This window comes from Methylotetracoccus oryzae, from assembly GCF_006175985.1.
In the GTDB taxonomy this organism is placed as follows: domain Bacteria; phylum Pseudomonadota; class Gammaproteobacteria; order Methylococcales; family Methylococcaceae; genus Methylotetracoccus; species Methylotetracoccus oryzae.
Window position 1 is genome coordinate 24,251 of the sequence record NZ_SRSH01000030.1, and the last position, 21,737, is coordinate 45,987.

Genomic DNA, 21,737 nt, shown 5'->3' on the forward strand with positions numbered 1-21,737 from the left:
TCACGTGAGTACGACTGCGATCGTTTCTGCCTTGCCGGGCGAACGCCTGATCGCCCTGTCACCCCGGGACGACAACGAGGCGGCCGCCACGTGGCTGCGCCGCCCGAATCTGTTTCCCGGGCGCACGCTGACGGCGGCCACGCTGGAGGACCGGCAACTCTGGGCCGCCGGAAGGCTCGCGCAACGCGGCCAGGCCTACACGCCCGGCATCGTCGAGGGCCTGGAGGTGGGCGCCGTGTGGGATCCAACCGTCGCTCGCCCGGTGGGACTGCCGCAAGTGCGCTTGCAAATCGCCGCCGGCCGCGGCCTGGCGGTCAGCGGCGAGGACGTGGTGCTGCCGCGGGATATCGATGCCGCCCTGTTCGGTCTGCCGGTCGTTGCTCCGGCGGGTCTGTTCGATCCTGATTCGGAACAGGAGGCACCGGGTGGCCTGCGGGCGCGGCGGCTCGGCGATTCGCTCGGCCGAGTCCTGACGGACAACCCGGGTGCGCTGCCGCTGATCGGTGTTCTGGTCCTGCAGCCGGTCACCGTGGACCGGGCCGCTATCGACCCCGATGATCCCTGCGACCGCTGCGGCTGCGGGACGGCGGGCGAGAACGTCAGCTTCGAAGACTGGCGACTGGCGGACGCCGCGCGCCTGCTGTGGTTCGCGTGGCCGGATGAGTGGCGGGCCCTGCCCGCGGATACCCCGCGCCTGCGCAACGCGCTGGCCTACACGATTTTCGATGCCGAGGCGGCACTGCCGCCGGGCGCGACACTGCCCTGGGAAGACTACGGCGTGCCCCTGGCGGTTATCGCCCTCGATGGCACCTTTCAGCCGCGGTTCGTCGACGCGGCAGCCGTCGTGCGGCAGGGCGGACGCGCCCGCGTCGGGCGCCTGCAGTTCGCGGCATCGCCCGCCGGCGCCTTGTCGCTCGCACCCAATACGCGGCTTCCCATGCTGTGGCAGGCCCGCATCATGCAACTCGCGGAACAAATCGCCGAAGCGGGCGACCCGCCGCCAGACGCGGCGACGCTGGCTGCCGCCTTCGACCGACTACCGCCGTGCGGCCTGTTGCCGACGAATGTGTACGATCCCGTCAGCGGCGTTAACAACTTTTTCCCTGCCGGCTTCGAGCTCGACGCCGCGCCGCTGCCGCTGGACCAACTCGATCTGGCACTGCGCGAAGCGGCGAGCCTGGCCTCCCTGGATTTCTCGCAGAGCGAACGCGTCCGCATCCTCATTCCCGTCAGCCAGGAATCCTGGGATCCCCGGTTGCTGCTGCGTGAGGAGCTGAATCCGGAATTCGACTCGACCCTGCGCCGCTTCCTGTCCACGCGCTCACGCGCGCTCGGCATGCGGCAGGCCCTGCGCAAGGTCATCGCACACCTGACCGAAAGCATCGACGGGGAGTTCACCGTTCCTCCGGACATCCACGCCGACCCGGCGGCCCTGGAACCGGAGGCGCTGGAACCGTGGGGTCCACCGAGTGTAATGGCTGGACACCGGACCCAGATTCGGTCCGGCTTGCATCAGCACGGCTTCAGACAGATCGAACCTACTGTGTATCCCTGGCCACTGAGCCTGGGTGCCAGCGACTCCTTGTTTGTCTGGGTCTATCTGGACCCGGACCACCCGCCCAGCGAACTGATGTTGCAGTGGTTCAGCGAAACCGAGGACCACCGGGCCTACTGGGGCGAGGACCTGATAGCGCTAGGCGCGAACGGCACGAGCTCACGCTTCCATATGGGCCTGCTTCCCCGCTTGGGCGAATGGACCCGCCTCGATATCCCGGCGTCCAACGTCGGTTTGGCGGGACAGACGATCAAGGGGATATCGTTCATGCTGTATGACGGTCGGGCGGCGTTCGGTGCCTTCGGCCAACTGACGGCCGGGGACGCTGAAACCGCTTGGCTTACCGGTCCACTGCCATCGGCTACGGAAACTTACGGAAATGAGCCCTGGGAGTTCCTGGCGCCGGATCAGCTGTGGGCCCCGTTTGAGCCCGACTTTGGCCTGTCCTATCGCGGCGAATGGCCCGAAGCGGCGGGTCTCGCCGCCCTCGAAGCTTCCCCTGCGTTGGAACCATTATCCAGTGCCGAGCGGACGCAGCTCCGGAACCGGGGTGTGCAAAGTTTCATCAGCTATCTCAAGGCCCGGGCCGACCGTGCCGACGATCTGGTCGATTTCGGCTTCCTGAAGGTGCAGACCGACATCTATCGCGTGCGGCAATACATGCTGGGCACCTCGACGGCGAACAAGCTCATGGTGTCGCCGATGCTGGCCACTATCGCGCAAGCCGACACCGCCGTGGCTTCGCAGGAAAAGCTCACCGCGTTCTTCCAGGAGTTGCGCAAGACCGTCCCGTCGCCCCGATCGCGCGCCGCCATCGGGGACAGCGAACCGCCCACTGCGGCGCCACGTGCCATGTCGACGGGCGCCAGCGCGGCGCCAAGCGCGCGAGCCCTCGGCGGGATGCAGCGCTTCGATACCTCCGGGAGGGCCGGCGGGACATTTCAGAAGGGTCCCTTGCTGGCCGAGTTCGTCAGCACCGACATCGCGCCTCTGCGAGCGCCGGCAGCGCCCACTCCGCGCCCGAGCGACGTCGTCAACGCACGCCCCGTCGTCGGCCAGGTGGACATTCGCACGACGACCGTCGCGGAACGGTTGACACCCCTGCCCGCGTCCGAGGCACGCAGTTATGCGGCGGCCACCCGGCACGACATGGTGCTGGGCCTCATTCGGCTTGCCGACGAACTGGTTGCGGAAGACGCTGGCGTCATGCCCGGCCTGTTTCAGGACATCGACCTGTGGGGTCTGAAGGATGATCCCTTTCTTGCGGGTCCCGCCCCGACGTCAGTCAGGGCAGGGTCGAGTAGCGATACGCCCGTCAGGAGCAGGCCGCTTGCCGATATTTTGTCCGGCGATGCCGACCGAGCGACTTGGCTCGGCTTACTGCTCGCCCTGCCGTCGGCCGGCGACGAGAACGCCTGCTTTTCCGACGCGACCTCGCTGTCGGACGCGACGATCGCCCTGCTGCGACAGGTCGAGGGACGCGTCCGCCTGTATCGCGATGCGATAGCCGCATGCGAGGACACGCTCGCGGCGATCCGCACCCACCTCGCCGCGGCGCAGGCGCGCGAACGACAACTCGACGAGGAACTGGCCGAAGCGCGGCACGATGTGGCCGTGACGCGGGCGCTGCTCACCGAGGAACAGCAACGCCTGGACGCGATCAACGAGCGCCGTGCTGCCGTTTTGGCCGAGGAGGTCCGGTTCCTGGCCTATGTGCGGCTTCGTGCCACGGACAACCTCTCGGACGTTCCAGCCCGGACCCTCGACCCGGGGCTGTTCGAAGCGGCGATCCCGATCTGCCTGAGCGCGGACTTTGACATCCCGGATGAGCTCGGTGGATTGCTGCGCATCGTGCGTGAGGCCCCTGCGGGGTGGTTCATGCAGGGTCCGAAACTGATCGGTGGTCTGGATCGCGTCGAGGTACTCGCGAAGACACTGCAGACCGCGCAGCTGCGCAGCCAATTGACGACGCCGAGGCCGATCGGGAACTTCGAGCGCATACCTACAGGCATTGCCACCAGCATGGCACAGCTGGCGGCGAAACAGAGCCAGTCCGTGGGTCTGGCCCGAGTCGCCGCGCTGCAGATCGACCTGGCGCGCTTCACCAGCCTCAGCTGGCTCGGCGCCCAGGCAGAGGCCACGCAGGTGGTATCGCTGGGCGATCTGATCGAAGGGGAGCATGGGCGCGGCGATGTGGCCCGCGGGGCGGCCGAACTCTTCGACCGCTTCAGCCGCGTGTCGGCGTGTCTGTTCGCGGCCTTTTCCGGCGTTCTGCCCAGCCTCCGGCTCGACTGGGCTGAGCAGTTGTCGCAGTTCGACACGGCACCGAATCTGCGCAATCTCGCCGGGCTCCCCCGCTGGCAGGAAATCGAAATCACCGATCGCCGCCGCATGCAGGGTTATGTGGATTGGCTGTACGGTCAGGTCGACACGCGCGAAGCCGCGGCCACGAGCCTGGTCAACGATGTCGTGCGCATGGCCTTGCTGCTGGCGAGCCACGCCCCGGTCAACCGCATCATTGCGGGCCGGCTGCCACGCCCCGTGCTGGCGCGGCCGGGTCTGACCATTCCGTTGGTCGCTCTCGAACCCTCGAGGCTGCGCATCGGCATGCAGGCCATGGTGTACCGGGCCAACGAAATCGTCGCACGGGCGGTCGTCGAAGATATCGGCAGTGCGGAAGCCTCGGCCCGCGTGCTGACCGCGGCCGGCAATGCGGTGCAACTCGACGAGACGGTTCGCGTGCAGTTCGCCGCGGCGGCCAGCGTGTCCTTCAGCGCGACCGCGATGCGGCTGTTCTGACGCCGATGCCCGCCACGCGGCAGATCCGGAAACTCCGGCTGCGAGCACCGGCCGAACAACAGGCCAGGCGCGGCCTGCTCCTGCTGGAAGACGCGCTCCGCACCGCGAGCCTGCACGACGAGGGTGGCCGCGTCGTCATCATGCGTAAGGTGCATCTCGGGCGATTTCCCAGCGACGCCGCGTCCCAGTCCGTCGCGCTGGCCCTGGAACAAGCCGTCGCGGAACTCGCGGTCGCCTGTGTGCACGGCGGGAGCAAGCCGGCGGGCGACGCTCCGGCGATCTGGTTTCGCGATGCGACGGAAGCCTACACGCTGCTGGCGCTCCGTCTGCTGGAGGGCCGCAGCACGGATGAGTGGTACTGGCCGCTGGCCGTACCGGAGTGGACGCGCCCGTCGAGCCTGACCGAGAGCCTGCAGCAGCTGGGTTTCGCACTGGCCGCGCGCGATGACGCCCCGGCGGCTTTGCCTCACTGGGTCACGGCGATCGCGGATGCAGGACACGCGGAGCGGCTGGCCGAAAGTTTGGCGCCGCATCACTTGTGGGGGCTCGCGCAGGCCGCACGTCTCAACGCAGTCTCGCCGGTCGCCGCTGATGGGCTTGAACACCAAACTACCTATGACCAACCGTCCGATCCCGGACGCACCCTCCGCGCAATTCCGGCAGGTACCATGGACCTGTCTGCCCAAGCCCAGTGGCACAGCTTTTTGTCTGCCGCGTACTGCGCCTTGGGCAGACGACCGCCGAATCGACTGACGCAGCGCACGGTCCAGTCGGCCGCGCCGCTCCCACCACGGGCGCATCAGCAACCAACAGGGCGACGTGGAGCGGCACGTTCCGGCGCTGCTACCTTGTCGGGCGATATCGGAGCACTAGCCTCACCCGCAGACGCAGAGCGTCCACTCTTTCCTTCTCGTCGGTCACAGCAAAAAAAAGGGGCCACCTCAGCCGACCTCCTACGCAATAGCTCAATGGACGAAGGCGAGCCTGCACGCGCCAGTCTGCCCACGTACGGCGAGCACACTGCCGAGGCGCCCAGTTACCCTAGACCTGAGATCTGCGGAGTCACTGCGGCGGGCGGACTGCTGTTCCTTGTCCGCGTGCTCGAACACTGCGGCTACCGCAAGTGGCTTGAGGCAAATCCTGCCTGGCGGCGCCATGACATCGCACAGCGCGTGTTTGCACTAATTCTCGCGAACCTGGGCGTAGCGGCCGATGACCCGGCCTGGGCGGTCGGCTCGGCCCGGCCTCTGCGCGGTGGTCGATTGCCGCATTTCAGGGCACCCGAGAGCTGGTTCAACGGCATCGCGACCCCCGGCCCGGCCCGATGGAATGGCGACCTGATCGCCGGCCGCCTCTGGGACAACTCGGACCGACTTTTGATCGCGGCGTGGGATGGACCCATACCACAGGGGCTGGCGGGACTGATCCCGACGGCAGGCACCAGCCCGGTCGGCAGGCCCATCCGCTATGACCACATTGCCGTGGCGACTGCCTGGGCGAACACCTGCCGACGATGGCTCCGTCATCATGCCCGAATCGGCTTCGCGGATCTGATTCTGCGTCAGGCCGAGCTGGCGTACACCTCGACACATATCGACATGCGTTTTGAGCTTTCCTCCATTGACATCCGCGTCCGGCGCACCGGCCTGGATCTCGATCCCGGTTGGGTGTCGTGGCTCAGTCGCATCGTCAGTTTTCACTACGGCCATACCCGGCCGGTCTGGTCATGATCGCCATCTCCCCCCAGTTGCTGCTGATGGTCCGCCCGCAGTTCTTGGGGCCAGCGTCCCCGGCGTGCTGAACGCACCGGAGTCGTGATGAGCACAAGAACGAATTGCCCGCGACCACGTGCCAGTGCGACATCACCAGCCCTGCATGAACTGTTCCTGGCTGCACTGGCCCCAACGGCCGGGGAGACGGGCAGCGAAGGCGCCTGGCTCAAGCAGTGTTTCGAGCTCTGCCATGGAAATCCGGTCGCAGCTCTGACTCAGCGTTTGCAGAACCCCACCGTTCAGGACGAACGCATCCTCGGACTGGCCGCGCACTTCCGTCTAGGTTTGTCCGAAATCATCGCCGTTAGCCTGGCCTTAGCGGTGGAACGGGAGGCACTGCCGGGGCGTGTACTGGCATGGTTGCAGGCCCCGGTCGCAAGCTCGCGCCCGTCACTCGGTCTGATCAGCAGCCTGGCACCGTGCTTCGGGCTCACTGATCCGATCGAAGAAATCTGCGAGGGCGAGGCACAAGCCTGTGGCTTACTGCGACTCGACAGCGACACCCGTCCACTGCCTGAGACCTGTATCCAGGTACCCGTGCCGATCGTCCTGGCCCTCGGTGAGCGCCAACGCCCGCTACGCCACATTCATGGCTGGCCAAACGTGAGAGTCGCCGACGGCGCCTTGCCACCCCTCGCTGAGTCGATGCGGGTCGAGGCAGCGCGGCAAGCGCACGCACTGACGCATTCACGCGCTTTGGTGGTTCGCAGTGGCCAGCCACGCGAAGCGCGCGCAGCCTGCGCATTGATGGCCAACGACCTCGGCGGCACAGCCGTGTTCGTAGACGGGGAGTTGCCAACCGGCATGGGGCCTTGGGCCTGGCTGACGGGCGCGGTGCCCGTGATCTGCTCGGAACTGGCACCCGGCGAATCCCAGGTACTGCCGAAGCTGTACGGCTACGAAGGGCCGCTGCTGGTCGCGGCCGGCCCTGAAGGTAGTTTTGTCCTCGATGGCGATCCCGTAGGCAGCTGGCGGGTCGGCCTTCCAGCACCGCAGGAGCGCGTTCTGCTATGGCGGGAACACGTGGACGATCAGACCCTCGCCGAAACGCTTGGCCGTGATTTCCGGTGCGGAGCCTCCAACATCAATCTGATCGGTCGAGCGGCCAGTCATCACGCGCGCCTCACCGGTGCCGATGGCATCGCCCGTGAACACGTCGTGCATGCCGCTCGACAAGGCCTGGCCTGCGACCTCGGCAGACTTGCAGAGCTATTACCGGATGCCATAGGCGACGAGGCGCTCGTCTTGCCCCCTCTGCTGCGCACCGAGCTGCTGGCGTTGCGCCAGCGCTGCCTGTCACGCGAAGGATTGGCTGACCCCCTCGGTCCATCCGCGCGCACGCGCTACAAGCCAGGCGTCAGAGCCCTGTTCGTAGGCGCCTCTGGTACCGGCAAGACATTGGCGGCAGGTTGGCTGGCATCGGAGCTCGGTCTCCCCCTGTATCGTGTGGATGTTGCCGCGACCACCAGCAAGTACATAGGCGAAACAGAGAAGAATCTCGCCCAATTGTTCGCTCGTGCCGAACACATGGAAGTGATCCTATTGTTCGACGAAGCCGATTCGCTCTTCGGTAAACGCACCGACGTCAAGGAGTCCAACGACCGGTTTGCGAATCAACAGACGAACTATCTGTTGCAGCGGATCGAATCGTTCGAAGGTATCGCGCTGCTGACCAGCAATAGCCGATCACGCTTTGATTCCGCCTTTTCGCGACGCCTTGATGCGGTCCTCGAGTTCCCGCTGCCGACGCCCGAAGAACGGCGCAGGCTCTGGCTGGCCCACCTGGGAAGCGGACACGAACTCGATGCCCGTACTCTCAATCGCCTCGCGGCCAATTGCGAGCTGTCCGGCGGACACGTGCGTAACATCGTCCTGTCTGCGGCAGTGGCCGCGCGTGCTGCTCAACGTCCCATTCAATACAACGACCTTCTGGAGGCCGTCGCCGCTGAATACCGCAAGCTGGGCAAGCAGACGCCGGGAGGCCTCGGACCACGCGAGGCCCCGGCATGGGCGTGAGCCGCGCGCGAACCGACCCCGCGGCAGCGAGCCCACGCCGACGGCGTGCCCCGGAGGCCGAGGCTGGCCTGGACAGAGACCGGGCAGCATCGGCTCATCCTGATTCCGAGGGAATGCCACGCTATCTTGGGACGGGGACGGTCGCCGGATTGCCGATGTCAGCCGCGATCAGTAGCGCCTCGCACGCTGAACCAGAGGCTGGGGATAGGGCACACGATACGCTGGCCCTGGCGAGCGCCGAAGCGCGCGTTAACGAACTGATTTGCGAGCAGGAGGATGCACTCTTCAGCGAGCCGGCGGCGGAGATATCCGAGGCGGCGACGCATTCCGGCCGACCGCTCAGCGACACCGACAGCAGGGGAGCAAGGGAGGAGGAAGAAATCACATGGGCTCACCCACGCGCTGCCATCAAGAGGGGGGATGGCAACGAAGACGACGATGAAGAGCACACCGAGGACCGACTTGAGCCGATCGACAGTGAGGCCGCTGCGGGCGCAGGAGATGCAGCAGAGGAAGGCAACATAGACAACGAGGCCGAGGGGTCCGATGTTGCCGACGGGGCGACTGGCGACGAAGCGGGCAGTGGGCCCGCCGCAATGCCGGGTGCCGCGGGTGAAGGCGGCATGAGCACGGCTGCCGACGATCCCCTTGCCGTTCTGGCGACAGGTGACATTTCGCTGATCGATACGGAACTGGCGGAACATCAGCGTTGGGGCGCCTCAGCAGAGCGAGTTGGCACGGCGGGCAGTGCCGACCGTGCTGCATTTATCCTCGATCGCGCCGGCTCGGGTGCACTCGGAGGCTTTGGCCATGGCGCCATGATGGGAGCGGCGATCGGGGCCGGCACACAGGCTGTCGAGATCGCCGCCGCCAGGCTTGTCGGCCGCCTTGCAGGACCGGCACTGGCGCGCAGTTTTCCCCTGCCGGGCATCGGCGCGGTCGTCGGGGGTGTCTTCTCGGTCATCGATCTCGCAACGCGCGACTGGGGGCGGACCGGTGAGACGATCGGCCGTTTCGGCGAAGGGGGCTCGATCTACGAGCAGTTGGCGAACAGTATCGCCGCAATCTCCGAGATCATCGGCATTGCAACGGCGGTACTGAATGTGATCGCCGGAGTAATCGGCGCAATCTCCATCGCGATGTGGGTCATCACCGTCCTGACAGTCGGCGTAGCCTCCCCATTGGCTGCCACGCTTTCGACCATCGCCGGCGCCATCGGCATCGCCACGATGGTGCTAGACGGTATCAACGCCCTCGTGCTGCAGCGGCTGGTCACTTTGTTCCGTGCGCTGCATACCTTCACTAGCCAGGCCGACCCGACCGATGTCGAGGCTCAGGGCGCCCGCATCGGCGAAGCTGCCGGGGCCAGTGCGGGGTTCATTGGCGGCATGGCAGGGGGCCTGACAGGGGCAGGGTTGACCGGCGCCGGCGCGCGCCGCTTGGGCTTGCATGAACCGCCACCCCGCGTGGCCGACGTCGAGCCTCCAAGGCCCGCAACGGGTGATGGCCCAAGCATTACTGCCGATCCCCCTCCCGCACCGGAGGGTATCCCCACCCGTGCGGACAGGCCCGCGGTGCCGCCACCGGAACCGACCGGTACACCGCGCCGCATCACCGACGCGACCGCAGAAGCACCACCGCCCGTGGAAGGCCGGGCATCGACGTCGAGCACCCCTACTCTGCCGCTCATCGATCCGAACGCGCCAACCCTACCGCCGGTGGACCCGCATGCCCCGACGCCGCTCCCCGATGGCCCCGGTGGAATACCCGAGATTCCCAGGCCGCCTCGAGTGCCTGAGATCGGGCCATTGCCTGATCATGGCCTCGAGTTGCCCGACTACCAGCCCGGCCCCAGCCCCTACGCACCAACGGAACTCCCACCACCTCCATCACAGCCCGTGGTTGATCCACACGCGCCCACTCTGCCAGGTGTCGATCCACATGCACCAACCCTGCCGGCGGTCGCCCCCCACACACCAACGATACCAGCCGCCAAGCCGCACGCGCCGACCGTGCCGGCGGCGGAAGCCCCTGGCGCGTCTCCTCGCCGAATTGTTGACACCGGAGTCACCACGGGCGGGGCCGTTCCTCCCGACTATCACCCCCAAGGTTGGGTACCCCCCGAAGTGGATGTGCCGCCGCCCGGCCACAGGCTGGTTGACCCCGGACCGCCCTTGAGGCCGGGAGAAACACGCAATCCGGCGGAAGCCTTCGTGCCGGACCAACCCGCTGTAGGGGAAAACTGGCTGTACAACGATCCGGTTCCAGATCGCGGCACCGTCGGCACCAACGTTCAACGGGATCACGTCATCGCGCAGGCTAAGTTGCGGGACGTCACGCAGGGTCCGCCTGGGGCGCAGGCGCCAGCGGGCGCCTTGCGTCCGATCGATCAGGCGACGGTGGCTACCGTATTGGCCGAAACGGGTGCAGCAACGCCGACACGACCGGCTCTGCCGCACACCGAAGTGACGTTCCATGGCCCGAACGCCGACGTCCCGCAAATCAATAATCTTCGCTCGGGAGGAGGATCGGGACACATCTCGACGGATATCGTTGGACCGAGTCGCGAAGCACGCATCGCGGCAGGGTATCCCGAAGCAGCCGTGGACCGCGGGTGGGTCGACCAACTCGGGCGGGCGGGTGAACAATACCGGCTTGGCGAGGTGAATGAGGCCTTGGCCGGACTTGAGCGCGCCGAGGGGCGTCCGGTCACGCCCGACACCCCCCTGGACATGGCTGCACTGGATCGCGAGTTGGATGCGGCATTCCCCACACCGTCCGCCAGCACCTCGGGCGCACCCGGCAAGCCCGCCGTGTGGACCGTTAAGGACCCAGTGACAGGAGAGCCGAGACCCGCTAGCGGTGCTGAAGTGATGGATGCAATCGCACGCGATCGGCGCGGCGGACCCACCGTAGGGGAGCAGGCGGTATTGGTGCCCCCGGACACCGTTACGCCGCGTGGCAACTCGGCCCCCGAATTGGTTCAACCGTCGGCTACGGACGTGGGCCCACGCCCGGTTGAGGAACGACCTCGCGCACCAGCAGCCCAGCCGACCCGTAGCACTCGCCCCCTGACACGCGCGGAATTCGAGGCGCATGCCCGCGTTCTGTCCGAGCAGTTCGGGGTGCCCCTTGACCGCATCCGGCCCGGAGAGTACACGGCCTTTCATCCCGGCGCGACACCAGCCGACGGCTATATCACCATCGGCCCCGATGTGAATCCGCTACCTGCCAGCGAGCGGCCAGCGGGATTGGCGAACCCCGCTAACGCGGCGCTGGAACCACAGGCCGTGTTGGCACACGAAGCCCTCGGTCATCGTGACGCAGAGTTGGCTGGCCAGGTGCGGCCGCCGGATCACCGACCCGGGGTCACCGATCCGAACTGGCACGAAGAGTTTCAGGCCAGCATCCGTGCCGCGCTTCTCGATCCTGCCCTGACACCCGACCAGCGCTGGCAATTGCTGCTCGATGCACAGGCCCGCCGACGCCGTGCACCGGATGGCGACACCGTTTTTGTGTGGACCGGATCGCTGCGGGGCGCGGAGACCCAGATCGCTCCTGCAGCGCCCAGACCGGCATCACACTTTCGGCCACAGGACCAGTTGCCGAGCATCATCATTAATCTGGACACGCCCGGCAGCCCAGCCGCGAGCCCTGGTAGAAGCGCCGCACAGGGCACAGCGCCTGTCGTAGCCGAGGTTGGGGGCACGGGTGCTCCACGCCCTGTAATAGACCCAAATGCCACACTGCCCGAACCCAGGCTGAGCCAGCGCCGCCCAAGCCCGGGCGGCCTAATCGTCGCAGAGTCACTTCGCCCAGGGTTCGATGACCTCAGCGGCCTGGAAATCGACACCGTTATCGACACGCTAAGCCCGGATGCCAGTGGCCGAATCGCGGCGACTTCCGATACTTTTTTCGAACTGCCGGCGGGGCCCGATACGTCGCCAGGGGGACCACCATCCCACGGCCTCCAAGACGTTCGTATCCGCACCGGGGCCGATCAGACCAAGATCCAGTATCACGAAAATATGGAATTCTCCGGTGTGCACCATGTTCGGGTTGCCGATGCCGCGAACATCGGCCCCGGAGAAAGGGGCGGCGGGCGTGGCAGCTCCGGTTCGCCGAGAACGGTCGGGAGTGTGCTTCCCGACGATCCAGCTCGCGTCCTCACAACGGCCGTGCCGCAATACGGACCCGCATCATCGAAGGCGGGTCAACCGCTGCCGTTAGAGGTCCGATTGCATTCCGCCAACCCCAGCCCGACGCTGGCAGCCAAAGATCCGCATGCGTACTCGCGTTTTAACGCGACAGTCCAGATCAACACCAGCAAGACCACCCGTTACCTGCTTCCGGACGGACGCTGGGTGTCGATGACCAGTCCCGACATCGGACCCGCCCACTTCCCGGCAGGGGGACGGTATCGGGGTCCTGCCGGTATCGGCGAAGTGCCCGGTATTCCTGGCGGTGTCCCGACGCCACGGCCCATCACGGACACCGGGCCCGGCGTCCCCTCGGTGCGCCCAAGCACGGCGACTGCAACGCCCTCCCTCAGCAATCCGGTGACCGTGCACCCGCCCGGCATCGCTGCGGTTTCGGCTGCTACGGCTGGAACTCGCCGCCCTGAGACGCCACCACACGACCTGGCAACGACTTCTATCAAAACCGGCGCTGATACCGGAGCCATTACAGCGGCATCATCCGTTGCGGCGCGGGCTGCGCCGCGTGCCAGTGCGACCAGTAGATCAGCAGTCTTCGCTGGCGGCGTCCGCTACGCTGCCAGTACTTACCTCGATACCGCGGCACCCGCTTCACGTGCCCTCCACAGCGCCTATTTCGGAAGCGGCACGCGCGAGTCACGCATCGCGCGCGGTAGCACCGCAGGCACGGTGCTCGGTGCGGTCGCCGGCGGGCCAGTTGGAGCATACATCGGCCATGAAGTGGGCGCTGGCGTCGCGCGCCGCGCCGAAGATTTCAACGCCGGTATGGAGCGCGGCGCCCAACCCATAGTCGAGCCCGTAAACCCGGCCTATCCGCCGCCGCCGGGCAACGGCACACGCCAGGATATCGCGGACATGCAAAACCGGCTGCTGGCCATCCTTCGCGCCCGAGCTCAGGCTGAATCGCTCGAAGGGATGATGTGTCGCGATGCCGAACACCACGAAGCCAACAGCGCGTCGCTCTCGGCACTGAATATGCGAACGGGGGAAACCATTACCGCCACCGAAGCCCACGAGCAAGCCGTTGCGCAGCGCACGACCGCCAACCAGCGCCAGCAAACCGAAGAGGGCAACGTCACCTCGGCGCTTGGAGACTACGCGAACCGTTCGGCGGGCCTAGCCGTGATCAAGACGCCGCTGGAGGCCTTTACCGCTTTCACCTATCTGGCGCATGCGCTGCCGGATAGCCCTGACGTGTTGCGCGGTGCGAAGCGCGGCATTCTAAAGATGAATACCGACGGTCAGAACTTCCTCGATGCTCTGAACGGTGTTGATAACGCCGTTGGCGAGCAGGAGTCCGCGCAGCCCGAGCGCGAAGACGTGATCGAGGAAAACGCCGGAAGGCTGTCGGAAACCAGCAGTGCGGCGGCTGCATCCCAAGGCCAGCTCGCCGACGCTCAACGCAGCGGTGAAGCCATCGCGGCCCGCAACGGGGCGCGCGTCAGTGACTCGCGGCAACGTGAAGCTCAGGCGGCGCAGACAGGGGCACAACTGGATGGCCAAGCCGATCAAACGCGTACCGAGATCGTCGACCTTTCGGCACAATGGCAAACTTGGGCGCAAGCGCATCGTCAGGCACGAGCCGATGCCATGGCGCAGACTCGCGCGGCCATGATCGCGCAGGGCTGGCAGCCACGTGAGGAGACCAACGGAACCCCATGAATCAAGGCGACCCCACTCTGACCAAAACGGAGCAGAGAGCACAAAACGCGCTTGTGCGCGGAGACTGGCAGGCTGCCGCGCAGCTGCTGCGCAAGGCAGCGACCATGGCGGAGGCACGGCATGACCCCCGACGGGCAGTCCATTGCGAACAGATGGCAGCCGCGCTGTTCCGCGCTGCGGGGTCGCTGGATGAGGCGCTGGCAGCGGCACAACGCATCGCCCAGCGCGATCCGACTTCACCCCAGGCCCGCTTCGCGGCACAGGCCGAAACGGCCGAAGCCTTGATGGCAGCAGGCGACCATGCCAAAGCAGCCGCCGCATGGCGAGTCGCCTTGCTCGAGGCGGAGACGCTGAGGCTGCCCGCATGGGCATGCGCCACCGTCATGCGAAGGCTTGCAGCGGCCCTGGCCTACTCGCATGCTCAGGACGATGCGTGGGCCATGCTCGATGCCGCTGCTGAGTTGCAGCGCGGTACCCAGCAGGAAGCGGATGCAGCCTGGATCGACGTCGAGCAGGCGCAGCTGGCCCAATCAGTGGGCAATATTGAGCGGGCACGCTTGGCCGTTCACCGGCCCCGGGTCCAACTCGCGGCAGCGACCGATCCCGCCCTACGGGCAGAGTGCTGGCGTACCGTGGCGGAATGCGCGCTGGCAGAGGGTGATTACAATCTGGCTCGGATTGAAGCCCAACGGGCTCGAGACGCGGCACTGACTGCCATCGCACCGGTCACGTACTTTGGGGCAACGGTAGCACTGGCCCGTGCCGCGGAGACGCAAGGCGATCGCGCGACCTGCTATCGAACTCTGGCGACCGCCTGGGTGACGCTCGCCGATTTACTCGGGGAGCCAGTAGCGCAGACATGGGTGGAACCCGTACTGCAGGCTTACCGGTTGGCCTGGGGCCCAGCGGCCTTCGATGCGGTCCGAGCCGAGCATGACCGTGTCCGCCGCGCGGCCCGGCGAGGAGCGTGACCATGCGATTCATACACTCTCGTTCCTCTATTGAGCGCAACTCCTTATCCGCCAAGCCGGAACGAGTCCCGGCTGGACAGCCGCGTTACCTGCGCGGCTCCCACCTCCCCTTGCCGGAGACTGTGCGGCAGGCCCTGGAGGAGGCGAGCGGTGTCGACCTGTCGCAGGTTCGGCTGCACGCAGACGGCCCGGCGGACGAGCGAACCCGAAAGCACGATGCCGTGGCACTGACCTCCGGGCAGGATATCTACTTTCGGCAGGGCGCCGGCGAACTGGATACCGAGGCCGGCCGGCACCTGCTTTTGCACGAACTAACACACGTGCTACAACAGAATGGTGGTGTACCCTTTGCCAGTGACACCGACCTGGAGAACCTGGAGTTCGAAGCGGACCGCGAGAGCGAACGGTGGCAACGTGGGGAGCGACCACAGGTTTCGGCCGCACCCCGCGGTGTATCACAGTGCCAGCCAGCCGGCAGCGGCGGTCCTGCAAAACCCGTCACCGCAGCGCAGGCGGCGGCGTTGCAACCTCCGTTGTACACCGATTACTTCGATGAAGTGATACCCGGCGTGCTGGAAGCGGTCGAGCAGAACGGCGAGTTGCCTCCGGATCATGCCTTGTGGCTCCTTATCCAGTCATACGGCGAACAATCGCCGCTCTCGGTCAACAAGGACAAATCGGTCAACTACTACCTGCCGTCGAAACATCACAATCGCCTGTTCAACGAGCACGCTCGCGTTACGACAGATCCTGTCACCCATAAAAAGACCGTCGTACCGGGGCAGGAGCGCCCCGGCATTTCCATCTACAACCTCCCACAAAAGGAGTTCATCGACGGCCAGTGGGTCACTGCATCCAGCCCCACCTTCGGCTACGACAGTCCGGCGCGATCCACGGCGCATCACTTGGAGTTGCTCAAAGAGCACCGTACCGGCGTTTGGAACGCCCTAAAGAATGGAAAGTCGTTCGAAGGATTCGTCGATGCGCTGCATTCCTCCGGCTATGCGACCGAACCAGCCTACGTCGTCAAGTTGAAGTCCTTGCAGAATCAGGTGCGCCTGGAGGTCACCCGGTGGCTGGCTTTCCGCCTGCCGGAATTGCGGAAGCGGGTCGAGCGCATGGTTGCGTATTGCGAGTTCCTTGAAGAACAACGAGCAATGTGGGCTCGTCGGCTGCGCGAAGAGGCCGATCCTGTCGGGGCCAACGCGCGGGAAAGCGCCCGCATCGAGGCACTGGCTATCGACATGCGCCGGGAACTCGATCAACGGCGCGCGGATCTCGCCCGTCTCGAGCGGTTTTCCGCGTCGCTGAAGCCCAGACCACCGTCGCCCTGATCCGTTAACGGTGGCGGGAACTTGATCGCCGGGGGCCCCCGCCCTACAGATACTCCAGCCGGTCTATCCCGTACTTCTTGATCAGCCGGCCGAAGGTGCGGCGCTCCTTGTCGCAGCGCCGGGCCGCCTCCGATACGTTGCCGCGACTCTCCGACAGGGCCCAGCGGACGAAGCTCCGCTCGAATTCCTCGATGACGCGCTCCTTCGCCCGCCGGAAGCCGAGATCGTAACAGACGCTGCAGGCCGCCTCGAGGGTGCTGCCAGCGGATGGGCTCGACCCGAACTCGGGCCGTACCCGCACCAGGTGGGTATCGCTGAGGATGAAGCTGCGGTGCATGACGTTTTCCAGCTCGCGCACGTTGCCGGGCCATCCATAGGTCGTCAAACGCGGCACGCAGGCCTCGGCGAGCATCTTGGTGCCGGCACCGTACTGCCGGGAAAAGCGCTGCAGAAAGTGGGCGGCGAGCCGCGGGATGTCCTCGCGCCGCTCGCGCAAGGTCGGCATGCGCACGGTGGCCACCTGCAGTCGATACATCAGGTCGCTGCGAAATTCGCCCGTCGCCACGATTTCACCCAGTTCGAGATTGGTTGCCGCAATGACCCGCACGTCGGCCTTGATGGGCTGGCGTGCGCCCAGGGGCCGGAAGAAACCGTCCTGCAGAAACCGCAACAGCGAGACTTGCGCCTTGGACGAAAGGGCTTCCACCTCATCCAGGAACAGCGTGCCTCCCTCGGCGTCGCCGACCAGTCCGCGGGTGCTTTCGCGGCCGTCGGTGAAGGCCCCCTTCGAATGCCCGAACAGCTCGTTTTCGACCAGCGAATCCGGCAAGGCGCCGCAGTTGATCGGAATGAAGGGGCGGTTGCGCCGGGGACCCAAATAATGAATCGCGCGTGCCGCGAGTTCCTTGCCGGTGCCCGTCTCGCCGGAAATAAGGACGGTCGCCGGGCAATCGGCATACCGAGCGATCAACGACAATGCCTCGCGAAACGCGGGCGCCTCGCCGATCAGGTTGAGCTCTTCGAAGATCTCCACGCTGTTCCCCCCGGGAGCCCTACGCCGCACGGCGATGCCGGCCGGGCTCCACAACAACGGCTATTGACTCGCTGCGAGACACCGGCGGCAACTCCTGCGCCGATGACATCGCACCTCCTGCGACCCGATCCCATGCTCTCACCTGCGGCCGGACGACACGCCTTCTGCACCCGGCCGGACTCGGGACAGGCGGCAGTTTAGCCGCGGGCCTAGGCCATGGTCGATACGTAGAGTTACGTAGTAAGGGGGTCGCCAGACGCTTGACTCGACGCGCCCGAATGCGCTGGACGCAGGGCGATCGGGCACTGCCGGGTGCGGGAGCGCAGCCGAGCGGGTTACCAGCTTACTGGCAGGGTCTCCAGCCCCCGGATCGTCAGCGTCGGCTTCCAGCGCAGGCCGTCCGGATTCTCCGGACGCAAGCCCGGCAATCCAAGCAAGATCGTCGCCAATCCGCATTCCAGCTCGATGCGCGCGAGCCGGGCACCGAGACAGTAGTGGATGCCTCCGCCAAAAGCCAGTGCCTTCGGCTCGGACGACGGCCGATCGAGCCGGAAGCGATCGGGCTCGGCATAGACCGACGCGTCGCGGTTCGCCGCCCCGAGGTTCACATAAATTAGTCCGCCCGCCGGCACGGCGATTCCCTCGACCGACAGGTCCCGGAACGCCGTACGCGCCGCGATGTGGACCGACGGCTCGTAGCGCAGGCTCTCGTCGACGGCCGCGCCAATCAGTTCCGGATCAGCCCGGACCGGCGCCAGCTCGGCCGGATGGCGAAACAGACTCCACAAGGCATTGCCGAGCATGTTGGCCGTGGTCTCATGCCCGGCCAGGAACAGCAGGGTAATGTTCGCGATGATCTCGTCTTCGCTGAGACGATCGGTCCCCTCCTCGGCCCGCAGCAACAGCGAGATCAGATCGGCTCCCGGCGCCCGCCGCCGCGCCGCAAGCAGATGACGGAAATAGTCCTCGAACAGCTCGGCGGCGCGGTTCGCCGCGGCGAGTTCCTCGGGGTTCAAGGGCGTGATCTCCAGCACCTTGACCAGCGCCCGCGTCTCCCGCTCGAACAGCGGACGATCCGCCTGGCTGAGATTCATCAGCGCACAGATCACGGCGATCGGGAACGGGTAGTTGAAGGCGCTGACGAGGTCGGCCGTCCCCCGTCCCTTCAGTTTGGCCAGCAAGCGCTCCGCCTCGGTCATCGCCAGACGCCGCAGTTCCGCGGCTTGCTTGACGCCGAAGGCCTTGCTCAGAAGCGTCCGCAACCGGGTATGCTCGGGCGGGTTCATCAGCAGCAGGAAGCGCCCGACCATGCGGAACGCCGGCTCGTCCATGATGTGCGGCCCATAACGACGTACCGCACTGGCGGCGAAATCGCGGCCGAGCCCTGGATTGCGCAGGACGGTATCGGCGACCCCATGGCGCGTGACCAGCCAGACCCCTGGCGCCATCGGCAACAGCGGCCCCATATCCCGCAGCCGCGCATAGGTCGGATATGGATCGGCGAGGAAGTCGGGGTTGGCGAGATCGATGGGTTGGAAGCTCATATTTGGTCATTGCACCGTTTTGCGGAAGTCTTGTTTCCTGCTGCTGCGCGGCTTCTTCCACCACAGGGGCAATTCATGAATTGCCCCTGAACGCCTCCATGATAAGGTCTTTGTTCGAAGGCAATCGAACCAAGTCTTCGCATCCGTCATTTCCAGAACCTTCGGCTGGTCATTCGCACAACCTTTAGCGTTTTGTTTCCGCAACCATCGAGATCAGCGTTCCCGCCGAAGCGGGCATCCAGGCCTCGGGTCAAATCCCTCGGACCTCTGTATCGAGCTTGAGCGCAAACCTTACTGCTCGTAAACACAGTAACGCCATCCCAGTGCGTATCGGAAATCGGGATGGTGGGTGAATAAGGCCACGATGGCGGGACGTTTTTGCAAGCGACAAAGCGCTGCGAAGACGAGGAGCGCTTCCCGCGCCCCCCGCCTCCGGTAAAGGGCGCGGCGCCCAAACCGGTCATGTGCGGCTCACCCGCGAAAGGGTTCCGGAAGCGGAGGTAGTGTGCTCCGGTTATCTGACCTCAACGGGATACCACTGGGAACGGGAGCGCCGTTTGCAGGGCTGTCCCGCCGGACAGAGTGACCACGATATGGCCGGTCGCGCTACCGGCGGGGACGGTCACCGTGAGGAAGGTGCTGGCTGATGCCTGAATGCTTGACGGATCCGCGTGCACCGACCCGAAGGCTACGTCGGTGACCAGTGACTTGCCGGTGGCGTCGGTAAATCCTTGCCCGAGCAACCCGATCGTTTGGCCCACGCTACCGGCCTGCGGCACCGCGAAGACCGTCGCTTGTGGAGCCGGTGAAGTCGGCGTCAGTTTGTAGATGACGCCGTAGCCCGACGACGGTTGCGTGGCGGTCGCCGTATTGCCACCATGCACGGTCGTGCCGAACAGGTTCCCATTGGTGTGCAGCAGGAGTGTCGATTCCGGCGTCGCACCTTCGGCTGGCTTACCGAAACCAAGTAAATATTCGATGTTGGCATATGGAAAGTCATTCGAGAGATGAAACAAGTAGAGCGAACCTGCGTGAGCGGCTTGTTGACTACCGGCACCCACAAAGCCTTCTAACGCTGGGACTAATGTCAAACCAGCCGTTGGGTTCATGGTCGTCAGGTCGTCGAAGACTCGTATCTGGACCGATACCGGCGGCGTGAGCTTGACATAGAAGGCAGAGCCGTAATCAAACCCGGGACCCCCACTAGCATAGTAGCCGTACGTGGTGCCCCAGAATGCCCCTTGATAATCTCGGGTCAGCGGACCGTTAGGCTTCGCGCTTTCGTTGCGGGGATTCATGTGATCAAACTGAAAGGTGTGCAAAACCGTCAGTCCGATCTTCGGGTCAAAGCTGAAAAAGGTGCCGTACGGGTTCGGTCCTTCAGTCGTTGGCCCGCCGAAGGTCGCCGTGCCGTACAACTTGCCGTCCAGGCCGATCGCTAGCGGTCCCATCGGATTGGTCCCATCGGTAGGCTGGAAGTTGTGCAATACCTTGAAGCTGCCACCCTTGGGTCCTATCTGATACAAGGTACCGTCGTTACTCGAGCCACCCGACGACATTACCCCGTAAAATAGGCCATTGGCTCCTTGGATGGGAGGGCTCTCCGGCTTCGCGCCCTCAGCCGGTGACAGCAACCGCAACGTGTGCGGCTTGCCGGTCGACGACAGCTTGAAGATTGCTGCCTGACCCTTCCCTGTGCCCTGACTGGTTCCATACAACAAACCGTCGGCGCCTAAGGTCAGGCCCCCCTGGGGATGGCAGAGCTTCGGCGGAAAGTCGTAAATCTTCTTGAAAACGGTTCGATTCGGGCTTAGCCGGAAGGCTGTCCCGCAGCCATGTTGGCCGCCGTCTGGAGTGGTTCCATACACATTGCCATTGCGTCCCTGGGCCAGCAGCCCCGTCGCGCTGGGGTAGGCGCCATCGGTTTGCGAGAAACTGTGGGCAACGGAATAGACGATAGGCGGCGGATCAGCGGTTACTGGCGGAGCCCAACATACGGTACCGGATAGAACCATGCCGGCCGTTATGGCATGACGCAGCGAATTTGCTGTCGGGATCATTGTGAAAGCGTCCATCGTGATCTCCTGACGGGTAAGGTTATTTGAAGGGCATCCGACGCCCCCGAAATCCTGGGGCAGGCCATCGTGACGGTCATTCTCGTCATCGATTCTGCGCTCCTCGAGTGGCCTGGCCGGCCCATTCGTCCCCGGCAACGGGTCGTCGCTCGTCGGTGAAGGCGTCCCTAGGCGGGGCCTTCTCACGAGGGGTTTCGCCGCCCCTTGGCCGTCGACCAACGAACGAGACGCTGATGATCAGGCCGAGCACAAGGCTCTTGAATGCCTTTCACTCGTCTGGTTGGGCTCAATCCATGCAACGGGTCCGCGGAGCCCCGGCAGGTAAACTTGTGAAGAAAGTTAGCAGAAGATCTTGTGCTCGGGCGACAAAAGCTGCTAACCCGGACCAGCCAAAAATCGAGGGTTGCGGTCGGGACGGGAGTTACGCCCTGCCCCCAGTCAGATCCGTGCGAGCAGCACTACCGCACATGGTTCCTAACCCCCCGCCCCACCCCTTCTGATACCAGGTCTTGGTTTAAATAATAAACCCGACTTGTAGATCGGCCTTCACCCCGAATATCCCCATCTCTCGCGACCATCGCGCGAATACATCCCACCTAGTTATACGTCTCGCAAGCTTGCGAAGGTAGCGGGTATGTCCCCCGGCGTCAGAATAGTTGTCGCCTCTAATGTTCCGAGTGAAAGGAGATTAGAGGATCATGAGCATGATGAAAGCAACGTATTCCGAGGGCTTCAAAGAGCAGGCGCTGAAGAAGGTCT

At 65.2% G+C, this 21,737-nt stretch carries 9 protein-coding genes; 6 read left to right on the forward strand and 3 right to left on the reverse strand.

What is annotated here, in order from left to right; all coding sequences use genetic code 11:
• Positions 1–4: 4 nt before the first annotated feature.
• From BWR02_RS20295 to BWR02_RS20320, 6 genes are all read left to right on the forward strand, one after another.
• A complete protein-coding gene (locus BWR02_RS20295) occupies positions 5–4,354 on the forward strand; it encodes a hypothetical protein (protein ID WP_139559733.1) in 4,350 nt (1,449 codons plus the stop codon).
• A 5-nt stretch (positions 4,355–4,359) separates the two neighbouring features.
• The gene (locus BWR02_RS20300) at positions 4,360–6,084 is read left to right on the forward strand and encodes a hypothetical protein (protein WP_139559734.1); all 1,725 of its coding nucleotides are present in this window, start codon (positions 4,360–4,362) and stop codon (positions 6,082–6,084) included.
• Positions 6,085–6,171: 87 nt separating this feature from the next.
• Positions 6,172–8,142: an AAA family ATPase gene (locus BWR02_RS20305; RefSeq protein ID WP_139559735.1), complete on the forward strand. Its 1,971-nt coding sequence runs from the start codon at positions 6,172–6,174 to the stop codon at positions 8,140–8,142.
• Positions 8,143–8,255: 113 nt separating this feature from the next.
• Positions 8,256–14,021: a phage tail family protein gene (locus BWR02_RS20310; RefSeq protein WP_139559736.1), complete on the forward strand. Its 5,766-nt coding sequence runs from the start codon at positions 8,256–8,258 to the stop codon at positions 14,019–14,021.
• Positions 14,018–14,992 (forward strand): hypothetical protein, encoded by a 975-nt coding sequence (locus BWR02_RS20315; RefSeq protein ID WP_139559737.1) that lies wholly within the window; start codon positions 14,018–14,020, stop codon positions 14,990–14,992. Before BWR02_RS20310 ends, BWR02_RS20315 begins: the two co-directional genes overlap by 4 nt.
• Before the next feature lie 2 nt (positions 14,993–14,994).
• On the forward strand, positions 14,995–16,326 hold the full coding sequence (locus BWR02_RS20320) for an eCIS core domain-containing protein (protein WP_139559738.1): 1,332 nt from the start codon (positions 14,995–14,997) through the stop codon (positions 16,324–16,326).
• Positions 16,327–16,369: 43 nt separating this feature from the next.
• On the opposite strand, the gene BWR02_RS20325 is transcribed toward BWR02_RS20320, so the two are convergent.
• From BWR02_RS20325 to BWR02_RS20335, 3 genes are all read right to left on the reverse strand, one after another.
• Positions 16,370–17,359, reverse strand: coding sequence for a sigma-54 interaction domain-containing protein (locus BWR02_RS20325; RefSeq protein WP_139559739.1), 990 nt, complete (start codon positions 17,357–17,359; stop codon positions 16,370–16,372).
• Between the two features lie 335 nt (positions 17,360–17,694).
• Positions 17,695–18,903 (reverse strand): cytochrome P450, encoded by a 1,209-nt coding sequence (locus tag BWR02_RS20330; protein ID WP_139559740.1) that lies wholly within the window; start codon positions 18,901–18,903, stop codon positions 17,695–17,697.
• A gap of 524 nt (positions 18,904–19,427) precedes the next feature.
• The gene (locus BWR02_RS20335; protein ID WP_139559741.1) at positions 19,428–20,978 is read right to left on the reverse strand and encodes a choice-of-anchor tandem repeat GloVer-containing protein; all 1,551 of its coding nucleotides are present in this window, start codon (positions 20,976–20,978) and stop codon (positions 19,428–19,430) included.
• Between the last annotated feature and the right edge of the window lie 759 nt (positions 20,979–21,737).

Bases quoted from the DNA above. Each gene is read 5' to 3' on its own strand.
- BWR02_RS20300 (WP_139559734.1), top strand. From the start codon at position 4,360: ATGCCCGCCACGCGGCAGATCCGGAAACTCCGGCTGCGAGCACCGGCC.
- BWR02_RS20305 (WP_139559735.1), top strand. From the start codon at position 6,172: ATGAGCACAAGAACGAATTGCCCGCGACCACGTGCCAGTGCGACATCA.
- BWR02_RS20310 (WP_139559736.1), top strand. From the start codon at position 8,256: ATGCCACGCTATCTTGGGACGGGGACGGTCGCCGGATTGCCGATGTCA.
- BWR02_RS20315 (WP_139559737.1), top strand. From the start codon at position 14,018: ATGAATCAAGGCGACCCCACTCTGACCAAAACGGAGCAGAGAGCACAA.
- BWR02_RS20320 (WP_139559738.1), top strand. From the start codon at position 14,995: ATGCGATTCATACACTCTCGTTCCTCTATTGAGCGCAACTCCTTATCC.
- BWR02_RS20330 (WP_139559740.1), bottom strand. From the start codon at position 18,903: ATGAGCTTCCAACCCATCGATCTCGCCAACCCCGACTTCCTCGCCGAT.
- BWR02_RS20335 (WP_139559741.1), bottom strand. From the start codon at position 20,978: ATGGACGCTTTCACAATGATCCCGACAGCAAATTCGCTGCGTCATGCC.